The organism is Massilia sp. LXY-5 (assembly GCF_059801075.1).
Genome location: NZ_JBNNEH010000001.1, coordinates 768,393 through 783,972, shown reverse-complemented (window position 1 = coordinate 783,972; position 15,580 = coordinate 768,393). Strand labels below are relative to the sequence as shown.

At 65.5% G+C, this 15,580-nt stretch carries 18 protein-coding genes and 1 tRNA gene; 13 read left to right on the top strand and 6 right to left on the bottom strand.

Going from position 1 to position 15,580, the window contains the following annotated elements:
• Positions 1 to 17 precede the first annotated feature (17 nt).
• From lspA to ACI48I_RS03440, 7 genes are all read left to right on the top strand, one after another.
• A complete protein-coding gene (gene lspA, locus ACI48I_RS03470; RefSeq protein WP_498573344.1) occupies positions 18 to 506 on the top strand; it encodes a signal peptidase II in 489 nt (162 codons plus the stop codon).
• A gap of 30 nt (positions 507 to 536) precedes the next feature.
• Positions 537 to 1,757 (top strand): bifunctional phosphopantothenoylcysteine decarboxylase/phosphopantothenate--cysteine ligase CoaBC, encoded by a 1,221-nt coding sequence (gene coaBC, locus ACI48I_RS03465; protein ID WP_193688943.1) that lies wholly within the window; start codon positions 537 to 539, stop codon positions 1,755 to 1,757.
• A 28-nt stretch (positions 1,758 to 1,785) separates the two neighbouring features.
• Complete coding sequence (gene dut / locus ACI48I_RS03460) at positions 1,786 to 2,235, top strand: dUTP diphosphatase (RefSeq protein WP_193688652.1); 450 nt, start codon at positions 1,786 to 1,788, stop codon at positions 2,233 to 2,235.
• Between the two features lie 115 nt (positions 2,236 to 2,350).
• On the top strand, positions 2,351 to 3,436 hold the full coding sequence (locus tag ACI48I_RS03455; RefSeq protein WP_193688651.1) for a M48 family metallopeptidase: 1,086 nt from the start codon (positions 2,351 to 2,353) through the stop codon (positions 3,434 to 3,436).
• 163 nt (positions 3,437 to 3,599) lie between these two features.
• A complete protein-coding gene (locus ACI48I_RS03450) occupies positions 3,600 to 4,610 on the top strand; it encodes an XdhC family protein (RefSeq protein ID WP_498573336.1) in 1,011 nt (336 codons plus the stop codon).
• A gap of 72 nt (positions 4,611 to 4,682) precedes the next feature.
• Positions 4,683 to 5,576, top strand: a complete 894-nt coding sequence (locus ACI48I_RS03445) for a DMT family transporter (protein ID WP_193688649.1) — start codon at positions 4,683 to 4,685, stop codon at positions 5,574 to 5,576.
• Positions 5,573 to 6,463 (top strand): DNA-3-methyladenine glycosylase family protein, encoded by an 891-nt coding sequence (locus ACI48I_RS03440; RefSeq protein ID WP_498573335.1) that lies wholly within the window; start codon positions 5,573 to 5,575, stop codon positions 6,461 to 6,463. The genes ACI48I_RS03445 and ACI48I_RS03440 overlap by 4 nt, the downstream gene beginning before the upstream one ends.
• A 98-nt stretch (positions 6,464 to 6,561) precedes the next feature.
• Here ACI48I_RS03440 and ACI48I_RS03435 read toward each other — a convergent pair whose 3' ends face one another.
• On the bottom strand, positions 6,562 to 6,975 hold the full coding sequence (locus ACI48I_RS03435; RefSeq protein ID WP_193688648.1) for a T6SS immunity protein Tdi1 domain-containing protein: 414 nt from the start codon (positions 6,973 to 6,975) through the stop codon (positions 6,562 to 6,564).
• On the opposite strand from ACI48I_RS03435, the gene ACI48I_RS03430 reads away from it, so the two are divergent.
• Positions 6,974 to 7,153, top strand: coding sequence for a hypothetical protein (locus tag ACI48I_RS03430; RefSeq protein WP_193688647.1), 180 nt, complete (start codon positions 6,974 to 6,976; stop codon positions 7,151 to 7,153). The two genes, ACI48I_RS03435 and ACI48I_RS03430, sit on opposite strands and share 2 nt — an antisense overlap.
• Here ACI48I_RS03430 and ACI48I_RS03425 read toward each other — a convergent pair.
• Positions 7,124 to 7,200, bottom strand: a tRNA-Met gene (locus ACI48I_RS03425). The two genes, ACI48I_RS03430 and ACI48I_RS03425, sit on opposite strands and share 30 nt — an antisense overlap.
• A gap of 172 nt (positions 7,201 to 7,372) precedes the next feature.
• Here ACI48I_RS03425 and ACI48I_RS03420 point away from each other — a divergent pair.
• Genes ACI48I_RS03420 through ACI48I_RS03400 form a run of 5 tightly spaced genes read left to right on the top strand, consistent with a single transcriptional unit; the run spans position 7,373 to position 11,629 of the window.
• A complete protein-coding gene (locus tag ACI48I_RS03420) occupies positions 7,373 to 7,960 on the top strand; it encodes an NUDIX hydrolase (protein ID WP_498573334.1) in 588 nt (195 codons plus the stop codon).
• 16 nt (positions 7,961 to 7,976) lie between these two features.
• A complete protein-coding gene (aat, locus tag ACI48I_RS03415) occupies positions 7,977 to 8,699 on the top strand; it encodes a leucyl/phenylalanyl-tRNA--protein transferase (RefSeq protein WP_193688645.1) in 723 nt (240 codons plus the stop codon).
• A gap of 57 nt (positions 8,700 to 8,756) precedes the next feature.
• Positions 8,757 to 9,485 (top strand): arginyltransferase, encoded by a 729-nt coding sequence (locus tag ACI48I_RS03410; RefSeq protein WP_193688644.1) that lies wholly within the window; start codon positions 8,757 to 8,759, stop codon positions 9,483 to 9,485.
• A gap of 49 nt (positions 9,486 to 9,534) precedes the next feature.
• Positions 9,535 to 10,572 carry a quinone-dependent dihydroorotate dehydrogenase gene (locus tag ACI48I_RS03405; protein ID WP_498573333.1) on the top strand — a complete coding sequence of 346 codons (1,038 nt, stop codon included), beginning with the start codon at positions 9,535 to 9,537 and terminating at the stop codon, positions 10,570 to 10,572.
• 10 nt (positions 10,573 to 10,582) lie between these two features.
• On the top strand, positions 10,583 to 11,629 hold the full coding sequence (locus tag ACI48I_RS03400; RefSeq protein WP_193688642.1) for an aldo/keto reductase: 1,047 nt from the start codon (positions 10,583 to 10,585) through the stop codon (positions 11,627 to 11,629).
• 99 nt (positions 11,630 to 11,728) lie between these two features.
• Here ACI48I_RS03400 and ACI48I_RS03395 read toward each other — a convergent pair whose 3' ends face one another.
• From ACI48I_RS03395 to cysT, 4 genes are read right to left on the bottom strand one after another with little or no spacing between them, the layout of a single operon-like run.
• Positions 11,729 to 12,664, bottom strand: coding sequence for a CysB family HTH-type transcriptional regulator (locus ACI48I_RS03395; RefSeq protein ID WP_193688641.1), 936 nt, complete (start codon positions 12,662 to 12,664; stop codon positions 11,729 to 11,731).
• Complete coding sequence (locus ACI48I_RS03390) at positions 12,661 to 13,734, bottom strand: sulfate/molybdate ABC transporter ATP-binding protein (protein WP_193688640.1); 1,074 nt, start codon at positions 13,732 to 13,734, stop codon at positions 12,661 to 12,663. The genes ACI48I_RS03395 and ACI48I_RS03390 overlap by 4 nt, the downstream gene beginning before the upstream one ends.
• The gene (gene cysW / locus ACI48I_RS03385) at positions 13,731 to 14,639 is read right to left on the bottom strand and encodes a sulfate ABC transporter permease subunit CysW (RefSeq protein ID WP_498573332.1); all 909 of its coding nucleotides are present in this window, start codon (positions 14,637 to 14,639) and stop codon (positions 13,731 to 13,733) included. Before cysW ends, ACI48I_RS03390 begins: the two co-directional genes overlap by 4 nt.
• Complete coding sequence (gene cysT, locus ACI48I_RS03380) at positions 14,636 to 15,475, bottom strand: sulfate ABC transporter permease subunit CysT (protein WP_193688638.1); 840 nt, start codon at positions 15,473 to 15,475, stop codon at positions 14,636 to 14,638. The genes cysW and cysT overlap by 4 nt, the downstream gene beginning before the upstream one ends.
• Positions 15,476 to 15,580 lie beyond the last annotated feature (105 nt).

Genomic DNA, 15,580 nt, shown 5'->3' with positions numbered 1-15,580 from the left:
CCGCCCAGAAACCAGGCATCGACGCCGCCTCCGGCACCGGTATCGGCCCCTGGCTCGGCATCGCCTTCCTCGTCGTGCTGGTCGACCAGCTGACCAAGATCACGATCTCGAAACTGTTCGCCTATGGCGAAACGCTACCCGTCACCAGCTTCTTCAACCTGGTGCTCGTGTATAACCCGGGCGCGGCGTTTTCCTTCCTCGGCGACCAGGGCGGCTGGCAACGCTGGTTCTTCACCGCGATCGCGGTGGGCGCCATCGGCTTCATCCTCTACCTCATGAAGCGCCACGCCGGCCAGCGCCTGTTCTGCTGGGCCCTGGCCCTGATCCTGGGCGGCGCCGTCGGCAATGTGATCGACCGCGTCGCTTACGGCCACGTGATCGACTTCCTCGACTTCTACTGGCGCGGCTGGGGCCACTTCCCGGCCTTTAACGTCGCCGACATCGGCATCTCGGTCGGCGCCTTCCTGTTCATCGTCGACGAACTGCGGCGCGTAAATAAACACTGAGCAAGCACTGACGGAGCATTCGGCATGAGCATGGACCTGCAAGGTAAAAAAATCGTCCTCGGCCTGTCCGGGGGCGTGGCCTGCTACAAGGCGGCGGAACTGTGCCGTGCGCTGATCAAGCAGGGGGCGAGCGTGCAGGTCGTGATGACCGATGCCGCCACCCATTTCATCGGGCCCGTGACGCTGCAGGCCCTGTCGGGCAACACGGTCTGGCTGGATCAGTGGGATCCGCGCATGCCGAACAACATGGCGCACATCGACCTCACGCGCGGCGCCGATGCCGTGCTGGTCGCGCCCTGTTCGGCCGACTTCATCCGCAAGCTCGCGCATGGCGTCTGCGACGACCTGCTCTCGACCCTGTGCCTGGCGCGTCCGGCCGGCGTGCCGCTGCTGGTCGCGCCGGCGATGAATGTCGAGATGTGGCAGAACCCGGCCACGCAGCGCAACGTCGCGACCCTGCGCGAAGACGGTATTCGCATCTTCGGCCCGGCGGCCGGCGAACAGGCCTGCGGCGAGACCGGTCTCGGCCGCATGCTGGAACCGGAGCAGTTACTGGAAGAGCTCATCGCCTCCTTCCAGCACAAGATCCTGGCCGGCAAGCGGGTGCTGATCACGGCCGGACCGACCTTCGAAGCGATCGACCCGGTGCGCGGCATCACGAACCTCTCGTCCGGCAAGATGGGCTATGCCATCGCCCGCGCCGCGCGCGAAGCCGGCGCCGAGGTGACGCTGGTGTCCGGCCCGACGGCCCTCTCGACGCCGCACGGCGTGCGCCGCATCGACGTCCTGTCCGCCCAGCAGATGCACGACGCGGTGATGGCGGGCGTCGAGGGTCAGCACGTGTTCATCGCCGTCGCGGCGGTGGCCGACTGGCGGGTCGCGAACGCCAGCGACCAGAAACTGAAAAAGCAGGAAGGCGGCGCGGCGCCCCAGCTCGAATTCGTGCAGAACGCCGACATCCTGGCCTCGGTGGCGGCGACCACTTCGCTGTCGGGCTGGCCGTATTGCGTCGGTTTTGCGGCGGAGTCCGAAAACCTGGTCGAGTACGGCGCCGCCAAGCGCGAACGCAAGGGCATCCCTTTGCTGGTGGGCAACATCGGCCACCACACCTTCGGGCAGGATGAGAATTCGATCGTCCTGTTCGACGAACACGGCCACACCGTGCTGCCGCGCGCCGACAAGCTGACGCTGGCGCGCCAGCTGGTGTCCGAAATCGGCAAGCGCCTCGAGCAGCGCTCCTTGCTTACCTGAGCTTCCCTGATTCATACAACAAGAACGCATGAAAACGATAGACATCAAGATCCTCGACCCGCGCATGAAGGAACTGCTGCCGGCCTACGCCACCCCCGGCAGCGCCGGCCTCGACCTGCGCGCCTGCATCGAGGCGCCGCTCGTCCTCGAACCCGGCCAGACGGTGCTGGTGCCGACCGGTCTCGCCATTCACGTGGCCGATCCGGGCTATGCGGCGATGATCCTGCCGCGTAGTGGACTCGGCCATAAGAACGGCATCGTACTCGGCAATCTGGTAGGCTTGATCGACTCCGATTACCAGGGCCAGCTGATGGTCTCGACCTGGAACCGCGGCCATGCCGCTTTTACGCTGCAACCGCTGGACCGCCTGGCGCAGCTGGTGATCGTGCCCGTCCTGCAGGTGGGCTTCAATGTCGTCGAAGAGTTTGCATCGAGCGAACGGGGCGCCGGAGGGTTCGGGAGCACCGGAAAACATTAAAAAGAGCGGCTAACGGAGCCCCCAGGGCAAGGCGCATCGTCGAAGACAGTAGGTTAGTACGGCCAGACGATGCAACGCCGCCATGGGGGATCTGTTAGCTGCGAAAAGGAGAAAAATGATTCGCATTGAACGTCTGCGCCCCGCCGCACTGGGGATCGCCACCGCCGTCCTGCTGGCCGCCTGCGGCACCCAGCCCCAGATCCGCCAGCCCGGCATCCCGGGCGGGCCCGTGACCGAAACGCCGCAGGGCACGCCGCTCACGCCGCAGATGGCGGCCGCGGCCGACACACTGACGAAAATGGCGGCGATGCAGGACCGCCTGTACCGCGTGGCGGCCCCGCTGCTGATCGACAATGCCGAGCTGTGCCCGAAACACGCGCGCAACCTGCTCGGCTTCACTGCGAAGAACCGCCACTCCTACCCCGGCATCTACAACGAGGCCGCGCACGTGGCCTTCGGCATGGATGAGCGGCTGCAGGTCACCGGCGTGCTGGCCGGCAGCGGCGCGGCCAAAGCCGGGCTGCGCCTGGGCGACGACCTGGTCGCGGCCGGCGGCAAGCCGCTGCCGACCGGCGCCAGCGCCCCGTCGACGGTCGGCGCGGTGTTCGGCAGCCTGATGTCGGCCCACACTGCCTTGCCGCTGACGATCGAGCGCGACGGCCGCCCCCGCGACCTGAGCATCCCGGTCACCCGCGCCTGCGGCTTCGGCATCGAGCTGGGCAATGGCGACAACGTCAACGCCTACGCCGACGGTTCGCGCGTGATGCTTACGCGCGGCATGCTGGGCGTGGCACGCAACGACGACGAGCTGGCCTATGTGCTGGCGCGCACGATGGCGCACAACATCCTCGAGCACCCGAAAGCCCAGCGCAACCAGGCCACGCTCGACAGCGTGATCGACAACCTGACGCGCATGAGTCCCGACACCGGCATGCTCAACGGCAGTGCCGGCATCAAGGCCATGCCGTCGAACCTGGACGCCGCCGCCGACCGCCTCGCGGTCTTCCTGCTGGCCCGGGCCGACTACAACATCGAGGGCGTCCCGGCGTTCTGGAAGCGTTTTGCGGCGGCCCATCCGGCCAGCGTGGTGAATGGCTTTACGGCGAACCACCCGTCGACCGCGGCGAGGTTGACGGCGATGGAGCTGGCGATCGAGGACGTGAAGGCGAAGAAGAGCGCGAAGAAGCCGCTCACGCCGTGATCGCATCGTAGCGTGTGAAATGCCTGCTCGGCTTTTCTTGCGCTGGTTGTACGCGTGGGCGGGGGACCCGCCCACGCTACAAAGCCGCAGCGGCGCCTCCGCCGACGCCGTTCCTCCTTTTTTTGTATCATTGAAGTCCCTCCCCAGCAGCCCCCACGCAACCATGGACAGCCTCGACCTCGACGTACTCAAGACCGCCGCGAGCTGGCTCGACGCCGGCCACCGCTGCCAGCTGGTCACGGTCATCAAGACCTGGGGCTCGAGCCCGCGCCCGATCGGCGCGACATTGGCCGTGCGCGACGATGGCCGTGTGATCGGCTCCGTCTCCGGTGGCTGCATCGAGGACGACCTGATCGAGAACGTGCGCGCGCGTGGCATCTCCCCGGACGCGCGTCCCCACATCGTCAGCTACGGCATCAGCGCCGACGACGCGCACCGCTTCGGCCTGCCCTGCGGCGGCACCATCGAACTCGCAATCGAACCCTTGAGCAGCGCCAGCGGCCTGCGCGAACTCCTGCAGCGTCTCGAGGGCGGCGAACTGCTTGAACGCCGCCTGGACCTGGCCAGCGGCGCCGTCACCTTGACGCGCGCCGCGTCCGGCAGTGTGCTGCGCGTCGAAAACGAGGCGCTGTACACGATCCACGGCCCGCGCTGGCGCCTGTTCATCATCGGCGCCGGTCCCCTGTCCCGCTTCCTGGCGCAGGTGGCGGGCGCAATGGACTACCGCGTCATCGTCTGCGATCCGCGCGAGGAATACCGGGCCGACTGGAATCTGCCCGGCGTCGAACTCGTGCATACGATGCCGGACGACCTCGTGACCGAGTCGAAGCTCGATGCGCGCAGCGCCGTGGTGGCATTGACCCACGATCCGAAACTCGACGACCTCGCGCTGATGGAAGCGCTCAAGTCGGACGCCTTCTATGTCGGCGCGATCGGCTCGCGCCTGAACAATGCGCGCCGGCGCGAGCGCCTGAAACTGTTCGACCTCAGCGAGGAACAGCTCGACCGCCTGCACGGCCCGATCGGCCTCTACATCGGCAGCAAGACGCCGTCCGAGATCGGCATCGCGATCCTGGCCGAAATGACGGCCATTAAGAACGGCGTACCGACGGCGATGCTGGTGCCGCACGCGGCGGCGCAGCAGCCGGCCACGACCGACATCTGCGCCGTCTGATACCCGAGCAAAAAACAGGATGCGCGGCGCGGCGCCGTGTGCGACGATGCGCCTCCGCTTCCTGAATCGATCATGAACACTGCCAACTTCCTGCGCCTCCTGCTGCTGGCCGCCATCTGGGGCGGCTCCTTCCTATTCATGCGCATCGGCGCGCCCGTGCTCGGGCCGGCGGTGCTGATCGAATACCGGGTGCTGTTCGCGGCCCTGTTCCTGGCCGCCGTCGGGCTGGTGCTGCGCAAGCGCCTCGACCTGCGCGCCAACTGGAAGCATTACCTGATGCTGGGCTTCTTCAACTCGGCCTTGCCCTTCCTGCTGTTCGCCTACGGCGCGCGCACCTTGAGCGCGTCCGTGCTGTCGGTGCTGAACGCTACTGCCCCGATGTGGGGCGCGCTGATCGGTGCCGTGTGGGCGCGCCAGCCGATCACCCTGCGCAGCGGTCTTGGCTTGTTGCTGGGCACGGCGGGTGTGGCCCTGCTGGTCGGCTTCGACGATGTGTCCACGCGTCCCGGCGCCGGCATTGCCGTGGCGGCGGCGCTGGCGGCGGCCCTGTGCTACAGCATCGCCAGCCTGTATGCGAAATCGGCCAGGACCGTCGAGCCCTTCGCCAACGCCCACGGCACGATGTGGGCCGCGACCCTGTTCGTGCTGCCTGCGCTGCCCTTCTTCCCCTCGCCCGGGACCGCCACCCCGGGCGTGTGGGCGGCCGTGCTGGCGCTCGGCGTGCTGTGCAGCGGCATCGCCTACCTGATCTATTTCCGGTTGATCGCCGAAGTCGGGCCGACCTCCGCGCTGACGGTGACCTTCCTCAATCCCGTGTTCGGCATCCTGTGGGGCGCGCTGTTCCTGGGCGAGGCCGTCGGCTGGCATACGCTGGCGGGCGCCGCCATCGTGCTGGTCGGCACGGCGCTGGTGACGGGCTTCGTGCCGCGCTTCGGCCGTCCCGCCACCGCTGCCGTCAAACCATGACGATGCAATCGTTCACGATGGCGCTGCCGCAGGACTATCGCAGCGCCGACGTGCTCGCCTTTCATGCGCGCGATGCCGAGGGACTGGCGGAACAGGTCAGCGGCCAGCGCATTCGCAAGGCCGTCCTGCTCGGTGGCGTGCCGGTGCTGTTCGATGTGTTGCTGACGCCGCACGAAGCGCAGTGCCGCATCGCCGCCGATGGCGAACTCGATGCGGCGACGCTGGCGGCCGCGCACGACGCCCTGCGCAGCATCCTCGCCCTGCGCATCGACCCGGCGCTCTTCGCCGCCTTCGTGCGCCACGACCCCGTGTTCGTGCCGCTGGTGGCGCGCCAGCCGGGACTGCGCATCGTACAATCGGCGAGCGTGTTCGAAGCGCTGACCTGGGCCATCATCGGCCAGCAGATCAATCTGCCGTTTGCCATCAGCCTGCGCCGCACCTTCATCGCGCAGGCGGGGCGGCCGCACAGCGAAGGGCTGTGGTGCTATCCGGAAGCGCCAGATGTCGCACGCCTCGACCTGGACGCGCTCACCAGCCGCAAGTTCTCGCGCGCCAAGGCCGAGACCCTGCTGCGCGTGGCGCGCATGGCGGCCGACGGCGAACTGCACCTGGCGCAGGACGACGATCCCGCACGTGCGGCCGTCGCGCTGCTGGCGATCAAGGGGATCGGCCCCTGGACCGTCAACTACACGCTGCTGCGCGGCTATGGCTTTGCCGACTGCTCGCTCGAAGGCGACGTGGCCGTGCGCGGCGCGCTGGGCCGGCTGCTGGGCGAAGCGCAGAAGCCCGACCAGGCGCGGACCCAGGCCTGGCTGGCACGCTACAGCCCGCATCGGACGATGGCGGCGGCGTATCTATGGGCGAGCCTGAATCAAACTGCGGGTTGACACTGATCGTTCCGGCAACAATACCGACCAGGGTATGCTGAGTTCCGCGTGGGCATGCCCGATAAAACCGTGGATGAGGCCATTGGCCTCGTCCACCCCTACGACCAGCCCGGCAAGCCGTCGAGCTGCTGCGCCCCTTCCCCCGAAAACCGGATCAGCTCCGACAAAGGCACGGTCGCCAGGTTCTCGCTGCCGTAATGCCCGCCGAGGGCGCTGGGAATTTTCAGGCAATAGGTGCGGTCGTCGGTCAGCGGCCCGAGCGTGGACTCGGCCAGGTCGACCAGTTCCGGCATGTACCAGTCGTTGAGAAAATCCTGGTTATAGGAGAGCGCATCGAGCGCGGCGCGGTTGCCGGCGACCGGCTCGCAGCACAGGTCTTGCGGACGCAGGCGCCAGTAGCTGCCGTCCGCGTCGCGCAGGATCAGGTTGCCGAAGGCGTTGGCGCCGAGTATTTCGACCGCCCGCAAGCCCATCCAGCCCCAGGCGTCGTTGATGTCTTCAACAGTTATCATGGTCGAACCCGCTAATGGTGTTTTGTTCGACAACGCAGAGTTCGGCAGGTGCGGCGAATCCGACGCTTTCTTGATGCAAGTCGAGTCCGGCCAGGGGAACAAAACGAAAAAGCCGCTGATCCTTTCGAATCAACGGCTTTCTGAATTCTGGTTGCGGGGACAGGATTTGAACCTGTGACCTTCGGGTTATGAGCCCGACGAGCTGCCAGACTGCTCCACCCCGCGTCTGTGAAATGAATTATACGCGGGTTCGGCTGTTTAGGCAAATCCAATGCCTAGGGCATGGATGATTGACGATATAAATCCTGTCGATGCAATACTGCTGTCGAGCCGGCGCGGCGGCACAGTCGCCCGAATCGGGTGTAAAGTAGCCGCATATTCATTCTTCCGACTCCTTATGAACTTTTGTTCCGAGTGCGGCCATGCGGTCGCACTAAGCATTCCCGAAGGCGACAACCGCCCGCGCCACGTGTGCACGCAGTGCGGCACGATTCATTACCAGAACCCGAAAATGGTGATCGGCTCCATTCCTGTCTGGGAGAAGGACGGCACGCTGCAAGTCCTGCTGTGCCGGCGCGCGATCGAGCCACGCCGCGGCTACTGGACGCTGCCGGCCGGCTTCATGGAAAACGGCGAGACCACCGCCGAGGCCGCCGTGCGCGAGACCGAGGAGGAAGCCGGCGCCCACATCGAGATCGGCAAGCTGTTCACCCTGCTCAATGTCGCCCACGTCCACCAGGTCCACATGTTTTATCTCGCGCGCCTGCTCGACCTCGACTTTGCGCCGGGCGAAGAGAGCCTGGAAGTGCAGCTGTTCACCGAGCGCGACATCCCTTGGGACGAGCTCGCCTTCCCGACGATACGCACAACACTGGAACTGTTCTTTGCCGACCGCGTCAAAATGCGTGAGGGAGTGTCCAGCACGTACGGCGTGCACAGCCACGACATCAAGCGCCCGATGATCGCGCCACGCGAACCAGACTGACCCAGCGAGATCCACCATGATTCCCTGGCTTGATGCGCATACGCCGTTTCCCGACGTATCCGAGGCGCTGACGATCGACGCCCCGGGCCTGCTTGCGGCCGGCGCCGACCTGTCGCCGCAGCGCCTGCTGCTCGCCTACCAGAACGGCATCTTTCCCTGGTTTTCCGAGGGCCAGCCTATCCTCTGGTGGAGCACCGATCCGCGCATGGTCCTGTACACCGACGACTTCAAGGTCAGCGACAGCCTCAAAAAAACCCTGCGCCGCGTCGAGCGCAGCCGCACGAGCGGCGGCCCCTGGCAGGTGCGCTTCGACAGCGATTTCGAAGCCGTGATGCGTGCCTGCGCCGCACCGCGCCGCGACGGTCCGGGCACCTGGATTTCGGAAGACATCATCGATGGCTATACCGGCCTGCACGCGCTCGGCTACGCGCATTCGTCCGAAGTCTGGCTCGATGGCGAGCTGGTCGGCGGGGCCTACGGCGTCTGCATCGGACGCATGTTTTATGGCGAATCGATGTTCGCGCGCGTGTCCGACGCCTCCAAGGTGGCGCTGGCCTATCTTGTAGCGTTTTTACGCAAGAACGGCGTGCGCATGGTCGATTGTCAGCAGGAAACGGGACACCTGGCCTCGCTGGGCGCGGCGCCGATTCCGCGCAGCGTGTTCCTGCAGCATTTGCGGGCCGCGATTCGCGAGCCGGCGATCAGCTCCTGGGAACCGGTCGCACCGTTGGATGCTTAACCGTGTCCGGGTCCTGCTTTCGTTAGAATAGGTCCATCACGTCGCCGAGAGCTCTGCATGACGCACTTAAATGACCTGCCCTTCTCCACGCTGCAGTTCTATACGACCGCCCCGTATCCGTGCAGCTACCTCGACGCACGCCAGGCGCGCTCGCAGGTCGCCACGCCTTCGCACCTGATCAACGCGGACGTGTATTCCGAGCTGGTGAAGAACGGCTTCCGCCGCAGCGGCATTTTTACCTACCGCCCGTATTGCGACGGCTGCCAGGCCTGCATCCCGGTGCGCGTGCGCTGCAACGAGTTCGCCCCGAACCGCACGCAGCGCCGCGCCTGGAAGCGCCATGGCGACCTGAGCGCCATGGTGGCCAACCTGTCGTTCTCGGACGAGCATTACGCGCTCTACCTGCGCTACCAGACCACGCGCCACGTCGGCGGCGGCATGGACCAGGACAGCCGCGACCAGTACGCCCAGTTCCTGCTGCAAAGCCGCGTCAACACGCGCCTGGTCGAATTCCGCGAGCCGGACGGCACCTTGCGCATGGTCTCGATCATCGACGTCCTGTCGGACGGCCTGTCCTCCGTCTACACCTTCTTCGACCCGGACGTGCCCGGTGCTTCCTTCGGCACCTACAACGTGATGTGGCAGGTGGCGCAGGCGCGCGAACTCGGCCTGCCCTTCGTCTACCTCGGCTACTGGATCGAGCAGAGCCCGAAGATGGCTTATAAAATCAACTTCCGGCCCCTGGAGGCGCGTATCAAAGGTAACTGGGGAATACTGGACCGCTAACGCGCTTGTTCGGCACGGTACAATTGCGCAATCTATTTTCGAGCGCGCCATGTCCGACAAAATCCTCTACACCCTCGCCCGTCCCCTGCTGTTCCGGCTGCCTGCGGAAACCGCACACAACCTGACCCTGCCGGCCCTGCGTAACGCCGCCCAGCGCGGCATGACGGGGATGTTCAAGAAGCCTGCGCCCGATCCGCGTACCGTGATGGGCATCACCTTCCCGAACCCGGTCGGCCTGGCGGCAGGCCTGGACAAGGACGGCGCCTACATCGATGGCCTGGCTGCGTTGGGCTTCGGCTCGATCGAGATCGGCACCGTGACGCCGCGCGCCCAGGCGGGCAACCCGAAGCCGCGCATGTTCCGCGTGCCGGCCGCACGCGGCATCATCAACCGCATGGGTTTCAATAACGGCGGCGTCGACGCCTTCGTCGCCAATGTGCAGGCTTCCCGTTTTTATCAGGAAAAGCAGGGCGTGCTCGGCCTGAACATCGGCAAGAACGCCGACACCCCGATCGAGCGCGCCGCCGACGACTACCTCGCATGCCTGCGCAAGGTCTATCCCTACGCGAGCTACGTCACGGTCAACATCTCGTCGCCGAACACGAAGAACCTGCGCCAGCTGCAGGGCGCTTCGGAACTCGACGCCCTGCTCGCGCAGCTGAAGGCGGAACAGACGCGCCTGGCCGACCAGCACGGCCGCTACGTGCCGCTGGCTTTGAAGATCGCACCGGACATCGACGCCGAGCAGATCCGCGACATCGCCGGCGCCCTGCTGCGCCACCGGATCGACGGCGTCATCGCGACAAATACGACGCTGAACCGCCGCGACGTCGAGCGCTACAAGCACGGCCATGAAACCGGCGGCGTCTCGGGTGCGCCCGTGTTCGACCTGTCGAACATCGTCATTCGCGCGATGAAGAAGGAGCTTGGCAACGCGGTGCCGATCATCGGCGTCGGCGGCATCCTGTCGGGGAAGGACGCGAAGGAAAAAATCGCGGCCGGCGCCCAGCTGGTGCAGCTGTATAGTGGCCTGATCTACCGCGGCCCGTCCCTGGTGCGCGAATGCGCCGACGCGCTGCGCGCATAAGGAGCCACATATGGAACGCAAACGCTTGGGACGCAGCGAGTTGATGGTGTCGAAGGTCTGCCTCGGCACCATGACCTTCGGCGAGCAGAACACGGAGCTTGAGGCCCACCGCCAGCTCGACTACGCGGTCGAACGCGGCATCAATTTCATCGACACTGCGGAGATGTATCCGGTGATGGGCCGCGCCGAGACGCAGGGTTCCACGGAGCGCTTCATCGGCAGCTGGCTGAAGGCACGCGGCCGCCGCGACGAGCTGGTGATCGCCTCGAAGATCGCGGGGCCGAATGCGAACATGGGCTGGATCCGCGGCGCAGGGCACGACCTCGACGCGGCCAACGTACGCGCGGCGGTCGAGACGAGCCTGCAGCGCCTGCAGACGGACTACATCGACCTGTACCAGATCCATTGGCCGAGCCGTAACCTGCCGATCTTCGGGGCCAACAGTTTCGATCCGAAGCGCGAGCGCAGCAGCGTGCCGATCGAGGAGACGCTGGGCGCACTCGGCGAACTGGTCAAGGCGGGCAAGATCCGCGAGATCGGCGTGTCGAACGAGAGCTCGTGGGGCGTGTGCGAATATGTGAAGCAGGCCGAGATGCGCGGCCTGCCGCGGATTGCGACGATCCAGAATTTATATAACCTCACCGCGCGCGCGTTCGAAACGTCCTTGCTCGACGAGACCTGCTTCCGGACCGATGTGAGCCTGCTGGCCTACAGTCCGCTGGCGTTCGGACAGCTGACGGCGAAGTACCTCGACGATCCGAAGGCGCATGGCCGCCTGACGATCTTCCCGCCGAACTGGAGTCCGCGCTACGTGCGGCCCGAGACGCTGGCGGCGACCGCCGAGTATGCGGCGCTGGCGCGGGCAAACGGCTTGACGCCGGCGCAGATGGCGCTGGCATGGTGTTATTCGCGCTGGTTCGTGGGGGCGACCATCATCGGGGCGACGACGCTGGAACAGCTGAAGGAGAACATCGATGCGGCGGAGATCGTGTTGTCGGCCGAGGTGGTGGCCGCGATCGATGCGATTCATGCGCGGATTACAAATCCAGGTCAATAAGGTTTTTCGACATTCGCACGTTCGTTGAACGCGTGGACGGGTCCCCCGCCCACGCGGTGATCGTTATCCGCCGCTCAGCTGCGCCCGCCCCGACACCCTCTAAATCGCCACCGCCTCGTCCGCCAGCGAGCGCTCGATATCCGCCCGCGTAAACCCCGGCGCGAAACGTTCGATGAAGTGGTAGGCATACGCGCGCAGGTAAGCCCCGCGCCGCACGGCCAGCCGCGTCACATTTGGCGCAAACAGGTGCGACGATTCGATCGCCCGCAGCCCCTTGTCGCGCCCATTGTCGAAGGCCATCGACGCAATGATCCCGACCCCCATCCCCAGCGACACATACTGCTTGATGACGTCCGAATCCATGGCGGTCAAGACCATGTCCGGCGCCAGTCCAGCCTTGCTGAAGGCATCGTCGATATGGCCGCGGCCGGTGTAGCCGACGTCGTAGGTAATCAAGGGATACTCGGCCAGGTCTTCCAGCCGCAGCGGCATTTTATTCAGCAGCGGATGCCCGTCCGGCGCCACGACGACGTGGCTCCAGCGGTAGCACGGGAACGAGACCAGGTCCGGAAACGCCGACAAACCTTCGGTGGCGATGCCGATGTCGGCACGTCCCGACAGCACGTATTCCGCGATGTGTTCCGGCGCGCTTTGTTGCAAGGCGATGCGCACGTTCGGAAAGGCGTTGCGGAAGGACTGCACCACCTGCGGCAGCGCGTAGCGCGCTTGCGTGTGGGTGACGGCGATGGTCAGCGTGCCGCTGTCCTGGGCCGAATATTCCTGGCTCGCCTGCGACAGGTTTTCCGCTTCCACCAGCAGGCGCTCGACGATTTTGAGGATGCCTTTGCCGGGCGCGGTCAGGCCGGTCAGGCGCTTGCCGTTGCGTTCGAAAATGACGACGCCGAGTTCGTCCTCGAGCTCGCGGATCTGGCGCGACACGCCGGGCTGCGAGGTGAACAGCGCAGCGGCCACGTCGGTGAGGTTGAAATTGCGGCGCGCCGCTTCGCGCACCGAACGCAGCTGCTGGAAGTTCATATGCCGCCTCCTTCGTCGACGAATACCTGGATCTGGCGCGGACGCACGACCAGGGTCTCGCCTTCCTTCAGGCCGAGGCCGGCGAAGCGCTCGTTCGGAATCACGGCTTCGATCAGCTGGGCATTGTCGGCGCGTTCGAGGTCGAGCTGGGCCAGCGGGCCGATCGCATGCGCGCGGCGCAGTTTCACGACGATGCCCTGCTGCCCCGGCGTGTAGCGTTCGACGTCGAGGTCGTGCGGACGCACATAGCCGATGCCGTCGGCGTTCTGCACGCCACCATGGCCGGGCGCGTCGAACAGCGCATCGCCGCTGGCCAGCACGCCATCGTGCACGCGGCCGTGGAACAGGTTGACGTTGCCGAGGAAGCTGTAGACGAAGGGCGATGCGGGCGCGTTGTAGACGCTCGCCGGCGTGCCCAGCTGCTCGACGCGGCCCTTGTTCATGACGACCACCTGGTCCGCCACTTCGAGCGCTTCTTCCTGGTCGTGGGTGACGAAGATCGAGGTCACGTGCAGGTCGTCGTGCAGGCGGCGCAGCCAGCGGCGCAGTTCCTTCCTCACCTTGGCGTCCAGCGCGCCGAACGGTTCATCCAATAACAGCACGCGCGGCTCGACAGCCAGCGCACGCGCCAAGGCAATGCGCTGGCGCTGGCCGCCCGACAGCTGCGGCGGATAGCGGTCGGCGATCCAGTCGAGCTGCACCAGTTCCAGCAGCTGTTTTACTTTGTCGCGGATCTGCTGCTCCGACGGGCGCTCGCGGCGCGGACGCACGCGCAAACCGAAGGCGACGTTCTCGAACACCGTCATGTGCTTGAACAGCGCGTAGTGCTGGAACACGAAGCCGACCTGGCGCTCGCGCACATGGCTGCTCGACGCATCCTGGCCGTCGAGCAGCACCGAGCCGCTGTCCGGATGCTCGAGGCCGGCGATGATGCGCAGCAGCGTGGTCTTGCCGCAGCCCGAGGGGCCGAGCAAGGCGGTCAGTTCGCCGTTCGGGAATTGCAGCGAGACGTCGTCGAGCGCCTGGAACTGGCCGAACTGCTTGCGGATGTGTTGGACTTCGATCGTCATTGCGGGCGCTCCGGTGTACCGGCGTCGGCACGCATCGACAGGTGCAGACGCCATTCGATAAAGGACTTGACGGCCAGCGTCACCAGCGCGAGCAGCGCCAGCAAGGATGCGATCGCAAACGCGGCCGTGAAGTTGTATTCGTTATAGAGAATCTCGACCTGCAGCGGCATGGTGTTGGTCTCGCCGCGGATGTGGCCGGACACCACGGATACGGCGCCGAACTCGCCCATCGCCCGCGCATTGCACAGGATGACGCCGTACAGCAGGCCCCATTTGATGTTCGGGAGCGTCACGCGCCAGAAGGTCTGCCAGCCCGAGGCGCCCAGCACCAGCGCCGCTTCTTCTTCCTCGGTTCCCTGTTGCTGCATCAAGGGAATGAGCTCGCGTGCGACGAACGGGAAGGTAATAAAAACGGTCGCCAGCACGATGCCCGGCACCGCGAACAGGATCTTGATGTCGTGGTCCATCAGCCACTGCCCGAACCAGCCCTGGGCGCCGAACAGCAGCACGTAGATCAGGCCCGCGATCACCGGCGAGACCGAGAACGGCAGGTCGATCAGGGTCAGCAGGATGCTTTTGCCCTTGAAGTCGAACTTGGCGATACACCACGCTGCGGCCACGCCGAAGACCAGGTTCAGCGGCACCGCGATGCCGGCCGCGATCAGCGTCAGCTTGATGGCGGAAATCGCGTCCGGGTCGAGCACCGATGCGACATAGGTATCCCAGCCCTTTTTCAGCGCTTCGGTGAACACGGCGACCAGCGGCACGAACAGGAACAGGGTCAGGAACAGCAGCGCGACGGCGATCAGGGTGTAGCGCACCCAGTTCGGCTCGAAGGCATTGGTTTTCACGGGACGCACAGCGCGCGGCGCCGCGGCGAGTGGTTTATCCAGGACTGCACTCATTTCTTGCCTGCCCTTCTGCGGGTCCAGGCCTGCAACAGGTTGATCGTCAGGAGCAGGATGAACGAGACGACCAGCATCACGACCGCGATCGCGGTGGCGCCGGCGTAGTCGTACTGCTCCAGTTTGGTGATGATGAAGAGCGGCGTGATCTCGGACACCATCGGCAGGTTGCCGGCGATGAAGATGACGGAACCATACTCTCCGGTGGCGCGCGCAAAGGCGAGCGCGAACCCGGTCAGCAGGGCCGGCACGATCGAGGGCAGGATCACGCGGAAGAAGGTCTGCAGCGGGCTCGCGCCCAGGCTGGCGGCCGCTTCTTCCAGTTCGCGCTCGGCTTCTTCCAGCACCGGCTGCACCGTGCGCACCACGAACGGCAGGCCGATGAAGGTCAGCGCCACCACCACGCCGAGGGGGGTAAATGCGACCTTGATGCCGAACTGTTCGAGGTATTTGCCGATCCAGCCATTGTTCGAATACAGGGCGGTCAGGGTGATGCCGGCCACGGCGGTCGGCAGCGCGAACGGCAGGTCGACCAGGGCGTCGATGAAGCGTTTACCGGGGAACTTGTAGCGCACCAGCACCCAGGCAACGATGCCGCCAAAAATCACGTTCAGGCCGGCCGCGATCAGCGAGGCGCCGAAGCTGAGCTTATAGGAGGCGACCACGCGCTCGGACGAAACCGCCGTCCAGAACGCTTCCCAGGTCATCGTGAACGTTTTCAGGAAGACGGCCGACAGCGGGATCAGGACGATCAGCGCGAGATAAAAGATCGTGAACCCGAGCGACAGTCCGAAGCCGGGGATGACCCGGCCCGGCGCGCGCGTAAGTGAAGGCATAGCGTCCTTATTACAAATTCTTCTAATGGACTGTAATAATCTCACCTACGGCTCATAAACCAAACGAAGGAATCTTCATTTGTATAGATGAATAATGCTATTAGC

Coding starts and splice junctions, on each gene's coding strand:
- ACI48I_RS03405 (WP_498573333.1), top strand. CDS start 9,535: ATGTCCGACAAAATCCTCTACACCCTCGCCCGTCCCCTGCTGTTCCGG.
- dut (WP_193688652.1), top strand. CDS start 1,786: ATGAAAACGATAGACATCAAGATCCTCGACCCGCGCATGAAGGAACTG.
- ACI48I_RS03410 (WP_193688644.1), top strand. CDS start 8,757: ATGACGCACTTAAATGACCTGCCCTTCTCCACGCTGCAGTTCTATACG.
- ACI48I_RS03390 (WP_193688640.1), bottom strand. CDS start 13,734: ATGACGATCGAAGTCCAACACATCCGCAAGCAGTTCGGCCAGTTCCAG.
- coaBC (WP_193688943.1), top strand. CDS start 537: ATGGACCTGCAAGGTAAAAAAATCGTCCTCGGCCTGTCCGGGGGCGTG.
- ACI48I_RS03395 (WP_193688641.1), bottom strand. CDS start 12,664: ATGAACTTCCAGCAGCTGCGTTCGGTGCGCGAAGCGGCGCGCCGCAAT.
- ACI48I_RS03455 (WP_193688651.1), top strand. CDS start 2,351: ATGATTCGCATTGAACGTCTGCGCCCCGCCGCACTGGGGATCGCCACC.
- ACI48I_RS03430 (WP_193688647.1), top strand. CDS start 6,974: ATGGTCGAACCCGCTAATGGTGTTTTGTTCGACAACGCAGAGTTCGGC.
- ACI48I_RS03400 (WP_193688642.1), top strand. CDS start 10,583: ATGGAACGCAAACGCTTGGGACGCAGCGAGTTGATGGTGTCGAAGGTC.
- ACI48I_RS03450 (WP_498573336.1), top strand. CDS start 3,600: ATGGACAGCCTCGACCTCGACGTACTCAAGACCGCCGCGAGCTGGCTC.
- cysT (WP_193688638.1), bottom strand. CDS start 15,475: ATGCCTTCACTTACGCGCGCGCCGGGCCGGGTCATCCCCGGCTTCGGA.
- ACI48I_RS03440 (WP_498573335.1), top strand. CDS start 5,573: ATGACGATGCAATCGTTCACGATGGCGCTGCCGCAGGACTATCGCAGC.
- ACI48I_RS03435 (WP_193688648.1), bottom strand. CDS start 6,975: ATGATAACTGTTGAAGACATCAACGACGCCTGGGGCTGGATGGGCTTG.
- ACI48I_RS03445 (WP_193688649.1), top strand. CDS start 4,683: ATGAACACTGCCAACTTCCTGCGCCTCCTGCTGCTGGCCGCCATCTGG.
- ACI48I_RS03420 (WP_498573334.1), top strand. CDS start 7,373: ATGAACTTTTGTTCCGAGTGCGGCCATGCGGTCGCACTAAGCATTCCC.
- cysW (WP_498573332.1), bottom strand. CDS start 14,639: ATGAGTGCAGTCCTGGATAAACCACTCGCCGCGGCGCCGCGCGCTGTG.
- aat (WP_193688645.1), top strand. CDS start 7,977: ATGATTCCCTGGCTTGATGCGCATACGCCGTTTCCCGACGTATCCGAG.